The organism is Sporotomaculum syntrophicum, assembly GCF_009932395.1.
GTDB lineage: Bacteria > Bacillota > Desulfotomaculia > Desulfotomaculales > Desulfallaceae > Sporotomaculum > Sporotomaculum syntrophicum.
This window is the reverse complement of sequence record NZ_LSRS01000002.1, coordinates 388,665-401,706: the sequence shown is the minus strand read 5'-3', so window position 1 is coordinate 401,706 and position 13,042 is coordinate 388,665. Positions and strand designations below refer to the sequence as shown.

Annotated in this window: 11 protein-coding genes; 1 reads left to right on the top strand and 10 read right to left on the bottom strand. The window is 53.1% G+C overall.

The features are described 5' to 3' along the window. Positions 1-84 precede the first annotated feature (84 nt). The 8 genes from SPSYN_RS04260 to SPSYN_RS04225 form a co-directional block, all read right to left on the bottom strand. Positions 85-1,326, bottom strand: coding sequence for a PDZ domain-containing protein (locus SPSYN_RS04260; RefSeq protein ID WP_161821251.1), 1,242 nt, complete (start codon positions 1,324-1,326; stop codon positions 85-87). A gap of 28 nt (positions 1,327-1,354) precedes the next feature. Then, the gene (locus SPSYN_RS04255; protein ID WP_161821250.1) at positions 1,355-2,509 is read right to left on the bottom strand and encodes a S41 family peptidase; all 1,155 of its coding nucleotides are present in this window, start codon (positions 2,507-2,509) and stop codon (positions 1,355-1,357) included. Between the two features lie 151 nt (positions 2,510-2,660). Beyond that, positions 2,661-3,800, bottom strand: coding sequence for a murein hydrolase activator EnvC family protein (locus tag SPSYN_RS04250; RefSeq protein WP_161821249.1), 1,140 nt, complete (start codon positions 3,798-3,800; stop codon positions 2,661-2,663). 90 nt (positions 3,801-3,890) lie between these two features. Then, positions 3,891-4,778, bottom strand: a complete 888-nt coding sequence (gene ftsX, locus SPSYN_RS04245; protein WP_161821248.1) for a permease-like cell division protein FtsX — start codon at positions 4,776-4,778, stop codon at positions 3,891-3,893. Next, entirely contained in the window at positions 4,768-5,454 is a 687-nt protein-coding gene (gene ftsE / locus SPSYN_RS04240) for a cell division ATP-binding protein FtsE (protein ID WP_161821247.1), read from the bottom strand. The genes ftsX and ftsE overlap by 11 nt, the downstream gene beginning before the upstream one ends. A 200-nt stretch (positions 5,455-5,654) precedes the next feature. After that, complete coding sequence (locus SPSYN_RS04235; protein WP_161821246.1) at positions 5,655-6,602, bottom strand: transketolase family protein; 948 nt, start codon at positions 6,600-6,602, stop codon at positions 5,655-5,657. A 54-nt stretch (positions 6,603-6,656) separates the two neighbouring features. Beyond that, positions 6,657-7,478 carry a transketolase gene (locus SPSYN_RS04230; RefSeq protein WP_161821245.1) on the bottom strand — a complete coding sequence of 274 codons (822 nt, stop codon included), beginning with the start codon at positions 7,476-7,478 and terminating at the stop codon, positions 6,657-6,659. A 23-nt stretch (positions 7,479-7,501) separates the two neighbouring features. Beyond that, complete coding sequence (locus SPSYN_RS04225; protein WP_161821244.1) at positions 7,502-8,353, bottom strand: YitT family protein; 852 nt, start codon at positions 8,351-8,353, stop codon at positions 7,502-7,504. 215 nt (positions 8,354-8,568) lie between these two features. On the opposite strand from SPSYN_RS04225, the gene SPSYN_RS04220 reads away from it, so the two are divergent. Next, positions 8,569-9,084 carry a ferritin family protein gene (locus SPSYN_RS04220; RefSeq protein WP_161821243.1) on the top strand — a complete coding sequence of 172 codons (516 nt, stop codon included), beginning with the start codon at positions 8,569-8,571 and terminating at the stop codon, positions 9,082-9,084. Between the two features lie 160 nt (positions 9,085-9,244). On the opposite strand, the gene prfB is transcribed toward SPSYN_RS04220, so the two are convergent. Together prfB and secA are read right to left on the bottom strand one after the other, a co-directional pair. Next, positions 9,245-10,349 (bottom strand): peptide chain release factor 2 gene (gene prfB / locus SPSYN_RS04215; protein ID WP_243152902.1). Its coding sequence is split into 2 segments (ribosomal slippage): positions 9,245-10,291 and positions 10,293-10,349, totalling 1,104 coding nucleotides; the frame shifts between segments, so codons are not numbered across the junction. Between the two features lie 13 nt (positions 10,350-10,362). Next, the gene (gene secA / locus SPSYN_RS04210) at positions 10,363-12,993 is read right to left on the bottom strand and encodes a preprotein translocase subunit SecA (RefSeq protein WP_161821242.1); all 2,631 of its coding nucleotides are present in this window, start codon (positions 12,991-12,993) and stop codon (positions 10,363-10,365) included. Positions 12,994-13,042: the final 49 nt, after the last annotated feature.

Here is a 13,042-nt window from a genome sequence, read left to right as displayed (position 1 = left end):
AGCCTGACCCCAATTCCTGGTTAAATTATAGACATGCTAAAACATGCCTGTCAACGCCGAATTTGTAGCCGGCCCTAACGGCTCTTAATTGCCCAGCCGCCTCCAGAGCGCAGTAAAATAACGACTCAGCGGCCCGGCGGTACTTAATTCCACCACCCCTTCCTGCTCGTCACCCTCGGGTACCGGTAAGATACCCAGCGGTTCATTAGCCTGGACCAGCAGCCGTCGCCGAATACGCCGCCCCTTGCTGTTAACATAGACCATCTCCAGGGCTGGGCCCTCTGCGTACATCAGCACCGCTAAATCCGCCCGGCTGTGCACCGGCACGCCGTTGACTTGTACCAGCAAATCGCCCGAACGCAGCCCGGTCTGCCAGGCAGGAGATTTCGGTACCACATCCAGCACCGCCAGGCCGCCTGCATGGGGTACATGGATGGGCTCCCCCTCCATCTCCAACCGGCGTCCGATGTAAATGACCGTTTCATGGCCCAGGGGGGCAAACAGGGCAGCCAGCACTCCCAGCAGCAGGGAGCGGCTGGCCAGCACCGCTAGAACCAGCAGCAGCAAACTATACAGTGCCAGGTACCCCGCAGATATTCGTCCTTTTTGTCGCGGGCTCCGGCAAATCGCCATATCACCATAGCCCAGCGCCGCCACCACAGGCATTAGAGTATAGACTATATCCTCAGTACCCTCCCCACCGGGTTGAATCAAGGGCCACCATTCGGGCATGTCCACACTGCCCGGCGGGGCAGCAACACCCACCATAACAGCCAGGGCTGTAATGGGGATCGGCCAGAGCTTTTGCAGCGTAAACCCGCCGACCACCCGCCCAGCACGATCTCGAAAAAAAGCAGGCACCGCGCCGAGATGCCCGCTAAAGAAGATCAGCATACTCTCCACCATGTGCAGCACGGCAACCAGAGCCAGCACCTGGGAGACATTCACCCGGGGAAAGCCAAACAGCAGATGGGAAAGAGCCAGTATTCCGCCTGCGTAGGCAAAACAAAGAAAACGCGCATCCACCAGCATCAATAGGATGGCCAGCGGCCAGAGGTAAATTAAGCCGGACTCGGCCAGGGTCACCCCTATGAACACCATGAGCAAACTGCCCAATATACCGCCCAGCAACCCTGTCAGAATAATGGTGCCCACCTCAGACCAAAGGGAGGATTTCAGCGCAACCCCATAAATACTTGACCGCATGCCGTGCATCCGCCAGAACTGAAGCCCAATAAGCAGCACCACCACCCAGAACACGGGCTCCCACAGCATAGCCCCTATACTCACAATAATCAAAGGGAGTATATCAGCAAAAGGAAACATTGCACTCACCTCAAACGCTTGCCGGCAGCTATAATTTCTGTTTCACCAGCGCAATAGCTTTATCCAGCTGTTCGTCACCGGGCTGGTCAGGCAGGTTTTCCACCACCACATCGGGCAGTACGCCTTTTTTATGGATATCCTTCTTCTTCGGCGTCAGGTAGCGGGCTGTGGTCAGCTTCAGGCCGGCATCATTATCCAGGGTGTACACTGTTTGCACAATGCCCTTGCCGAAGGTCTTGGTGCCCACTAAAACACCTGCTTCAGTATCCTTAACAGCCCCGGCCAGGATTTCAGAGGCGCTGGCACTGCCCCCGTTGACCAGCACAGCCAGAGGCAGTTTGAGATAATCATCGTCTGCTTCTCTAATTTCCTCCTTACCTGTCCGGTAATCAATATACACTATGGGCCCCTTGGGAATAAAATTATCCGCCACCTGGGTAGCAGCAGTTAATTCACCACCTGGATTATCGCGTAAATCCAAAATAATTCCCTGCATTCCCTGCCCCTTAAGTTTGCCCAGTATTTGCATCATTTCATTTGAAGTTTTTTCATTAAACTGGCTGATGGCTATATAGCCAATAGAAGAATCGGGCAGCAGTTCTCCCTCCACGGTGGGGACACTTATTTCCTGCCTGGTTATTTTAAACTCTAGTGGTTCCGCATGTCCCTCCCGCAGCACGCTGAGCCTAATTTTACTGCCCACCGGACCGCGCATCAGGCCAACAGCGGTATCCAAATCCAGCCCCTGCACATCACGCGCATCAATACCGGTAATGATATCGCCTGCCTGTACACCCGCTTCCGCAGCAGGCGTATGATCATACACCCGTACTACGGTGAGCATTTCCTCCTTATTCAACCCCACCAGTATGCCCAGGCCGCCAAAGCTGCCGGTGATTTGCTCCTGCAGCTGCTTAAAGGTCTGTGGGTCCAGGTAGACCGAGTAGGGATCCTCCAGCGCATCCACAATGCCCCGAGTAGCCCCGTCAACCAGCTCGGTAACTTGTACCGGCTCGATATACTGGGTGCGCACCAGGGATATCACTTTAAGTAAATTGCCCAGGTGCTGATAGTTACTGCCAATTACTGCTCCCACCAACACAAAGAAAGCAAAAAAAACAATGGCCAGCACCGTCAACCAGCGTGAGATGCCGCCACTTCTATCCCTGTAGTATCCATTCATAGCCACAGCCACCTGCCATTTTCCGGAATTAATTATATACCATATTATACTACACATAGAGCAGAACAATTACAACAAATTTTAAAGGGACAGCCCGCCTCACGGATGGAGACAACTGTCCCTGGTTAAGTCAGCCGCCCTCGCAGGCGTTTTACACATAATTTCTAGGGTTAACGGCCGAACCGTTGACCCTCATTTCAAAATGCAGGTGAGGCCCGGTGGACATACCAGTGCTGCCCACCCGGGCAATGGCCTGTCCCTTGGCAACTACCGCGCCATTGCCCACCAAATGGGCAGATAAATGTGCATACAGCGAAACGACTCCGCCGCCGTGATCAATCATGACCACGTTACCATAACCGCTCATATAGCTGGTATTAATCACCCGCCCGCCCTGAGTTGCCAGTACTGTTGTTCCTGTGGGAGCAGGAATATCAATGCCGCTGTGCAGCCGCGAAGTTTTTAAGATGGGGTGCGTCCGGTAACCAAACGGTGACGAAATAGACGTATGCCCCGGCAACGGCCAACAATAAGCACCGGTGGCCACAGGCTGGCCGCTGCTCATGCTTTGCATAGATATGCGCCGGATAATATCCTCCTCCTGCCGTTCCAGCCGGTCTATTTCAGCCTGGTATTTAGTCATATCCTGCTTAGCCTGGGCGACTACTTGCTTTTTCTGGGCGCTCCTGGAGGCCAGCTCCTGGCGGGCCGCCTCCTGCTGCCGCATTAAAGCAGCAATATTTTCCTTCTGCTTAGCCAGCGCCTGGCGCATATTTTCCAATTCCTGTTTGCGCGCCTCCACCTCTTTGACAATGCCCACATCGCGGTCTACCACCCGTTTAAGCATCTCATAGCGGTTCAAAAACTCGCCGAAGCTGCTGGACGCCAGCAACACCTCAATATACTGCACATTACCGTTTATATACATACCCCGCACACGTTTGTGCAATTCATCAGTGCTTTTCTGTAGTTCCTCTTCAGCCACGGCTATTTCTCTTTCATTTCGTGCCAGCTTGGCCATCGCAACATCCAGCTGAGCCCGCAAACCACTAATTTCCCGGTTCTTCTGCGCAATCTGCTGGTCCAGCACAGCCGCCTCACTGGTAAAATCCTTGATTTGCTCCTGTTTGTCCTCCTGCTGCTGTTTTATCTGACTAATTTTCTGCCTGGTTTGCTGCAGCAATTCCTGCAGGCTGGCACCGTACGCCGTCCCACACCCCAGAACCATAACAGTACCCAGTGTTAACGCAATAAACTTAGTTTTCCAGCTAGAATTACCCACCGAACGCACTATAGCTCCTCCCCACATTATCTATTCCAATTAATTACCAGCTTGATAAAGAAATAATTATGCTGCGCGCCATCCCTCCGCTAAGCCACGCTAAACCTTTAAAAACCGGCGCAATGAAATTGCACTGCCCAGGGTGCCGATTAAAAAACCCGCACCTAACAAGGCACCCAGCACCTGGTATATACTATTTGAGTCATCGACTAAATGAATAAAAGGCAAGGAGATCATGACCTTGTTCAGCAGCGACGCGTAACCAAAATGAATCATCACTGCAGCAACAAAACCACCCGTCAGCCCGATAATCATCCCCTCTAACATAAAGGGCATGCGCACAAAAATATTAGTCGCACCCAGCATTTTCATAATCCCGATCTCCCGCCGCCGGGCAAACACCGACATCCGAATGGTAGTAGCGATTAATAGTACCGCCGCTACACCCAGTACAAGCAGGGCCAGCGTGCCCCAAATGCGAACCCAGTGAGTTAAAGCCAGCAAGTTTTCCACCACTCCCTGCCCATAGCGCACCTGATCAACACCCTCCAGTTCAGTTAACTGCCGGGCTGCACTGGGCACCATATTAGCCTCCCTGGTTTTCACCGTATAGGAATTTGGCAGGGGATTATCCTTCTCCAGACCGCTAAGCAGCTCAGCTTTATCCCCAAAACTTTCTTTTAAGTTTTCCAGGGCTTGTTCTTTGGTAACAAAGTTAACCGAGCTCACCCCGGGCACGAATTTGATCTCTTCCTCCAATTGCTCCAACCGTTCCTGCTCCAAACCATCATCCAGGAACACAGTAATCTCCAAACTGGACTCTAAATCCGACGCCACCTCCCGTACATTCAACACCAGCAGCACTGAGCTGCCCAGAATCAGCAGCGAGATAATAATCGTGCCTACCGAAGCAACCGTCAGCCAGCTGTTGCGAATTAAGGAGGTCGCTGCCTCACGAAAATAATAGAAAATGGTGTTAATGATCATGACCGTAAACCCCGCCTTCTTCGTCCCGGACAATAACACCATTTTCCAGCTGTACCACCCTCTTTTTCATCTCATCAACTATATCCCAGGCATGGGTGGCCATTAGTATCGTAGTACCCAGGCTATTGATGTCCATAAAAAGCTTCATCAGTTCCCATGAAGTATCAGGATCGAGATTGCCCGTCGGTTCATCCGCTAGAATCAACGCCGGGTTGTTCACAATAGCCCGGGCCACGGCAGTACGCTGTTGCTCGCCCCCGGAAAGCTGGTACGGACGCATGTTGAGCTTCTTTTCCATACCCACCATGCGCAGCGCCTCCGGCACTGCCTGCCTTATCTCACTGCGCGAGGCACCAATTATTTCCAAAGCAAAGGCTACGTTTTCAAAAACTGTTTTATTAGGTATCAGCCGGAAATCCTGGTACACCATACCCATCTTCCGGCGCAGGTAAGGCACCTGCCGGTTCTTCATTCGGGGCAGGCTTCTGCCATTTACGATAACCTGCCCGTGGGTGGGCAGTTCCTCCCGACAAATTAATTTTGTCAGGGTAGACTTACCTGCCCCGCTGGGTCCTACTAAAAAAACAAATTCACCTTTATTAATGTGCAAGGTTATTCCATTAAGGGCTTGCACCTTGTTCTGATATGTTTTAGAAACGTTGTATAATTGAATCATGTTGTACCTCATCTGCTAAACTTCGGTGATTATGTAAATTACTTCGACAGGTGTAATAATAATTCCTTTAACAATTTGGCATTTCGACAGCAGATAAGCAAATCCTGCAACAAAAGGAAAACAAAAATACCCCGCAGGGTATTTTTTGTTAGCACATATTAGTGTCTTAGCGCACAACCGGTATTGCCTGTACCTGATCACTATTTAAACTTGCGCTGTAGCACCTCTTGCACCGCACTGACCAAATCGCCGGCCGTCAGGCCATATTTCTCCAGCAAAGCCTGGGGTTTGCCGGATTCACCGAAGGTATCCCGCACGCCTACCCGGCGCATAGGTACCGGGTAATTCTCTACCAGTACTTCGGCCACGGCACTGCCCAGGCCGCCATTGATGCTGTGCTCCTCAGCGGTGACTACGGCGCCCGCAGCCCGGGCTGCTGCCACCAACGCCTCTACGTCAAGCGGCTTTATGGTATGCATATCCAGCACCAGCACATCCACGCCCTGTCCGGCCAAGGTTTCCGCCGCTTCCAGCGCGACGTTTACCATAATACCGCAAGCTACGATAGCCGCGTCTTTGCCCTCCCTGAGGGTAACGGCCTTACCGGGCACAAATTTAAAGCTGGCTTCGTCATGCAGCACCGGTACCTCGGAACGTCCCATTCTGATATACACCGGCCCGTCCATCTCCGCTGCAGCAAGCACAGCCGCCCTGGTTTCCACGCTGTCGGCGGGCACGAATACAGTCATATTTGGCAGACAGCGCATCAGCGCAATATCCTCCAGCATCTGGTGGGAGGCACCGTCCTCACCCACCGTAAGACCGGCATGAGTTGCCCCAATTTTTACGTTAAGCTGCGGGTAAGCAATGCTGTTCCTTATCTGGTCGTACACCCGCCCGGTGCCAAAGACGGCAAAGGTACTGGCAAATACAATTTTCCCTGCTGCGGCCAGACCTGCAGCGGTACCCATCAGATTTTGCTCGGCAATTCCCATATTAAAAAACCGGCTGGGAAACTTTTGACCGAAATCATAGGTTTTGGTGGACTTGGACAAATCCGCATCCAGCACTACCACGGCGGGGTTTTTCCCCCCCAGTTCCACCAGCGTGGCGCCGTATGCATCCCGGGTAGCTATCTTCTTGGTCATTTATGCAAACCTCCTATTGAACAATAACGTTGTCCAAGCTCTGCAGGCTATCGCCTAAAGCTCAGCCAGCGCCTTTTCCACCTGCTCAGGTTTGGGCGCCGTGCCGTGCCAGCTCGCCTCGTTTTCCATAAAGGAAACGCCTTTGCCCTTGATGGTCCTAGCGATAATTATGCTAGGCTTGCCCCGGATTGCCTTGGCCTGTTCAATCGCCGACAAAATTTGCTCAAAATCATGCCCGTCGATTTCCTGCACCGCCCAGCCAAAGGCACGCCATTTATCAGCCAAAGGCTCATAGGACATCACCACATCACAGCGACCGTCGATCTGCAGGCCATTGTAATCTAAAAAGGCGATGACGTTGTCCAGCTTATAGTGGGCCGCAGCCATGGCGGCCTCCCAGACCTGCCCTTCCTCCGATTCACCGTCCCCAAGCATCACGAACACCCGGTAATCCTTGCCATCCAGCTTGCCGGCCAGGGCCATGCCATTGGCCGCGGACAACCCCTGCCCCAGCGACCCGGTGGTCATCTCCACCCCAGGCACCTTACGCATATCCGGGTGTCCCTGAAGCGGGCTGCCCATTTTACGCAGCGTGGTTAGCTGCTCCACCGGGAAATAACCACGCTCGGCCAGGGCGGCGTAGAGCACCGGCGCAGCGTGGCCCTTGGATAACACAAAACGATCCCGCTCCGGCCAGGCTGGATTTTGAGGGTCGATGCGCATCACCTCGAAATACAGCGCAGTTACAATGTCGGCTGCCGACAGTGACCCGCCCGGGTGGCCGGAAGCAGCCGCTCCCACCATAGCCACAATATCACGCCTGATCTGCCGGGCCCGAGCCTGTAGTTTAGCCAGTTTTTCCGCTTGTCCACTCATCAACGTAAACCTCCGATCAATTTCTACTTTTCATGGCCATACCCCTTAAAACCTTCCCCGAGCACCTCCCGCATATCGGCTACTATGATAAACGCCCGGGGATCAACCTGGTAGACAATATCCTTCAGCCGGCTAACCTCTGAACGGTTGACCACGCTCAAGATCACCTCCCGTTCGTTGCCTGTATACAGCCCCCGCCCTTTCAGGGCTGTGGCGCCCCGGTCCAAATCATGCAAAATCTTATCGGCAATAATTTCCGTGTGGTCGGAAATAATAAAAAAGGCCTTGGTGTAGCTGATACCTTCCTGGACAGTATCAATCACCCTGGTTGCTACAAAGATACTGATTAACGCATATAAGGAAAGCTCCCAGGACTGGAAAACCACCCCTGCCGCTACTACCACTACACCGTCCAGTAAAAAAAGCAACTGGCCGATATTGATATCCGTATAAGTGCGCAAAATTGCTGCGGCCAAGTCGGTACCCCCGGTGGTCCCCCGAAAGAGGAAAACCAAGCCCAGCCCCAGGCCCACCAGCACACCCCCGAACAGGCTGGCTAAAAGGGGATCCTGTGTGGGCACCGGAACAAACAGGCTAAAAACGTCCACCAATACCGCCAGAGCAACCGAGCCATACAAGGAGCGCAGCCCGAAAGCCCACCCCAGCCTGTAAATACCCATGGCATACAACGGCACATCAAGCGCCAGCATGGTCATACCCACCGGGGTATGGAGCAAATAATGCAATATGGTGGCCACACCGCTGGTGCCGCCGGCGGCAATTTTATTGGGCACCAGGAACATATCCAGGCCAAGTGCCGTAATTGCCACGCCCACCGTAACCCAAAAAAATCTAGTCAGTATTTTCCAAGACATTAAAATCTCCCCGCAGTTGGCCCGATATAAGGTTATCTTTTCCCAGCCACTTGATCATATTCCGTCCAAACCGGACTTATCAGTGGCTTATCTCCGCAACATCATCCATAATATTCTTGTTTATTTGAAAAGATCCTGCCCTGCTGTCGATAAAAGGGGAAAGAAATGCATACCCTTTGGTGTTCTGGCCAAAAATAACCTTGAGGTGATAGAAAATGATGAAACCCATGCGCTGTCAGGTGTGTGGAGAAGTATACCTTGGAGAGCAGGTACCTGACCGGTGTCCCTTCTGCGGAGCGGCCGGCCGTCAAATGGTCCATGCTGCAGAATGGATCGACTACGACAAGTTGGACCTTGACCAGGGAGACCTGGAAAAATGCCGTACCGCCCTTGGGTTTGAAATAAGCAACTGGACCTTTTACAAATGCTGTGTTAACAAAGCCGGCAACATCTTCAACCAGGCAATTTTCAAGCGCTTGGCCAAGCAGGAAATGGAGCACGCCGAAGTACTTGCCCGCATGATGGGTGAAGAAATGCCCGCCTTCACCGAGGAAAGCTGCCCGGACAACGACAAGGAAAAATTCGAGGAAGCCCACCTGCGGGAACACCGGGCCATTAAATACTACCTGGAATCCGCCTCCGCCGCCCGTCATCCCAGGGTCAAAGAGGTTTTCCGCGCCCTGTCCGAAATTGAAACCGAGCATCTGCAGATATCGAACGTGTACAAGTAAGAAACGTTTTTTCTATAAACAGCGCGCTTTTCAATACTTTAAACCTTAGCGCTTGCCATAAATATGGCAAGCATAGTTTCCTAAAGTAAAAACAACTCCCGGTGCCTCAAAAGGCAGTGGGAGTTGTTCTATGCAATATTATTAACAGCCAGTAATTACCTTACCCGTTGCGAGCCTGCTCCTGCAGGTAGGCGGTGATAAACTCGTCCAGATTACCATCCATCACCGCGTCCACGTTGCCAATCTCCACCCCGGTTCGGTGGTCCTTGACCAGCGAGTAGGGATGGAACACGTAGGAGCGAATCTGGCTGCCCCAGGCGATTTCCTTGTTCTCTCCGCGCATCTGGGACAGTTCAGCTTCCTTTTTCTGATTTTCCAGGTCCATCAGTTTGGCTGTAAGCACCTTCATGGCGGTGTTGCGATTGGAGATCTGGGATCGCTCATTCTGACATTGCACTACAATGCCTGTAGGGATATGGGTAATGCGCACCGCCGAATCCGTCTTGTTCACATGCTGCCCGCCGGCCCCCCCGGATCGATAGGTATCTATGCGCAGGTCCTCGGGGGCAATCTGCACCTCCACATCATCCTTCACCTCGGGAAGCACCTCCACCGAAGCAAAAGAGGTATGCCGCCGCCCGGCCGCGTCAAAGGGGGAAATGCGCACCAGTCGGTGCACCCCTTTTTCGGACTTCAGGTAACCATAGGCATTGGGTCCTGTTACCGCAAAGGTGACGCTTTTGATACCTGCCTCGTCAGCAGGTAGAATATCCAGAATACTAACCTTAAAACCATGGTTTTCCGCCCAGCGGGTAAACATGCGCAACAGCATTTCCACCCAGTCCTGGGCCTCCGTACCACCCGCTCCGGCATGCAATGCTACAATAGCATTGCTGTCATCGTGTGGCCCGTTAAGCATTACCTGCATCTCCAGGTCGGCCACCCGCCGCCTCAAATCAGCCAGCGCATCAGCGGCCTCCTCCACCAGGGCTTCCTCGTCTTCCTCTTCCCCCAGGTCGAGCAATACCTCCACGTCCTCCAGGGCTGCTTCCAGCTCATTGTAAGCAGCGATACGTTCCTTTAAATGAGTGACTGTCTGAGTCACCTCCTGGACCCGGTTCTGCTCTTCCCAAAACCCCTCACAGGTCATTTCATTTTCCAGCTCGGCTATGGTTTGTTCCTTTCCGGTTATGTCAAAGAGAAACCCTCAAATCCGACAGGCGTTTTTTCAGAGGTTCTATTTCTCTGCGCAATTCAATAAACAAAGTTTTCCCTCCCTCAACTTACTTTGCCGCAGCACTTTTTATACTTCTTGCCACTACCGCAGGGACAAGGGTCATTGCGGCCAACTTTAACCTCGCGGCGCACGGGTACCGGTACTGCTTCGTCCTGGTACTTGTTCTCGATCGTCTGGCGCTGCTGCTGGGGAGCCTGAACCACATTCACCCGGAAGACGTAGCGCACCACATCTTCCCGGATAGCATCGATCATGTTTTGGAACATCTGGTAGCTCTCGAATTTATACTCCACCAGGGGGTTTTTCTGGCCATAAGCTCGCAGTCCAATGCCCTCTCGCAGCTGATCCATGGCGTCCAGGTGGTCCATCCACTTTTCGTCAACCATGCGCAGCAGCACCATCCGTTCCAGCTCCCGCAGTAATTCCGCACCCAGCTCGGCCTCTCGAGCTTCATAAGCGGCCAGCGCTTTTTCCAGCAGCAGGTCTCTCAGCGCCTCACGTCCTATATCCTCCAGGTCCTCCACCTGCAGTTCGTGCTCGGGCAGGAAAACCTGGTCGGCATTGGTCAATAAGCCCTCCAAATCCCACTCTTCGGGAATTACCCCATTTGGCGCGTAAACCTCCACCGCGGCGCTTACCGTATCGGTAATCATCTGCAGCACCACATCTTTGAGATCCTCGCCCAGCAGCACCTGCATACGCTGCCGGTAAATCACCTCGCGCTGCTGGTTCATAACATCATCATATTCCAGCACATGCTTGCGGGTGTCAAAATTGCGATTCTCCACCCGTTTCTGGGCACTTTCTATAGAGCGGGTGACCAGGCCGTGCTCAATGGGCACATCCTCTTCTAACCCCAGTTTATCCATTATACCGGCAATATTATCAGAACCAAACAGCCGCATCAAATCGTCCTCCAGGGAACTAAAGAATTGGCTGGACCCGGGGTCTCCCTGGCGTCCCGAGCGGCCCCGCAGCTGGTTGTCAATCCGGCGGCTCTCATGACGCTCGGTGCCGATAATATGCAAGCCGCCCAGCTCCACCACCCGGCGGTGCTCCTCTGCACACTGCTGCTCATATTTGGCCAGCAGCTGCTGGTATAACTTCCCCGTCGCAATGGGGTCTTCGGGATCATAAGCACTGTGGGTACGCAACTCTGCCTGGGCTAAAAACTCGGGATTGCCCCCCAGCACGATATCAGTACCACGCCCCGCCATGTTGGTAGCTATGGTCACCGCCCCCAGCCGGCCGGCCTGGGCGACAATTTCTGCTTCCTTTTCATGGAATTTGGCGTTCAGCACCTGATGGGGTATCCCCCGGCGGCGTAGCAATTCGTGTAAAACCTCGGACTTTTCAATGGATATGGTACCCACCAGCACCGGCTGCCCGGTAGCATGCTTTTGGGCAATCTCTTCAACCACAGCTTTAAATTTAGACTGTTCAGTTTTATACACCACATCAGGCAGTTCCCGGCGAGCCATCGGCTTATTGGTGGGAATCACTACCACGTCCAGGTTGTAAATTTTACGAAATTCCTCCTGCTCTGTCTCCGCCGTACCCGTCATCCCGGCCAGCTTCTCGTACATACGGAAATAGTTCTGGAAGGTGATGGTTGCCAGAGTCTGGGACTCCCGCTCCACCCGCACACCCTCCTTGGCCTCTATGGCCTGGTGCAATCCATCGCTATAACGGCGCCCGAACATCAGGCGGCCGGTGAACTCATCAACGATGATCACTTCACCGTCCTTGACCACGTAATCCCGGTCCCGCTTCATCAGGGCATGGGCCTTCAAGGCCTGGTTCAGGTGATGGGTAAGCTCCATGTGCACATCATCATAAAGATTCTCCACCCCCAGCATCTGCTCAACCCTGGCCACCCCCTCCTCGGTGAGCACCACGGTATGCGCCTTTTCATCCACGGTATAGTCGGTATCAGGGTGCAGCCGCGGCACCAGCTTGGCAAAGGTAAAATAAAGGTCGGTGGCTTTATCCGCCTGGCCGGAGATAATCAGCGGGGTGCGGGCCTCGTCAATGAGGATGCTGTCCACCTCGTCCACAATGGCATAATGCAACTGCCGTTGCACCAGCTGATCCGCCTGCAGTGCCATATTGTCTCGCAGGTAATCAAAGCCAAACTCATTGTTAGTGCCGTAAGTAACATCGCAGTTATATGAATGTTTGCGTTCATCCCAGCTGAGGCCGTGCACAATCAAGCCAACGGACAAACCCAGGAATTTATATAGGCGGCCCATCCACTCGCTATCCCGTCTGGCCAGGTAATCGTTCACCGTGACCACATGTACACCCTTGCCCAGCAGGGCATTTAAGTACACCGGCAGCGTAGCTACCAGCGTTTTACCTTCACCTGTGCGCATCTCGGCAATCTTGCCTTTGTGCAGAACCATCCCGCCCAGTAGCTGTACATCAAAATGGCGCATACCCAGCACCCGCTTGGATGCCTCCCGCGCCACGGCAAAGGCCTCAGGTAGAAGGTCATCCAGCGTCGCACCCTGGCCCAGTCGTTCTTTGAACTCAGGGGTCTTGGCCTGCAGCTGCGCATCGGATAGCACGCTCATTTGAGTTTCAAGTTCATTTATTTGGTTAACAATTTTTTGCAATCGTTTTATTTCCCTTGAATTATCATCTAACCAATTGCGTAAAAAATTTAACATAAGTTATCACCTTTCCAAAAAATAAGCAAGGGAACCATATGGCTCCCAT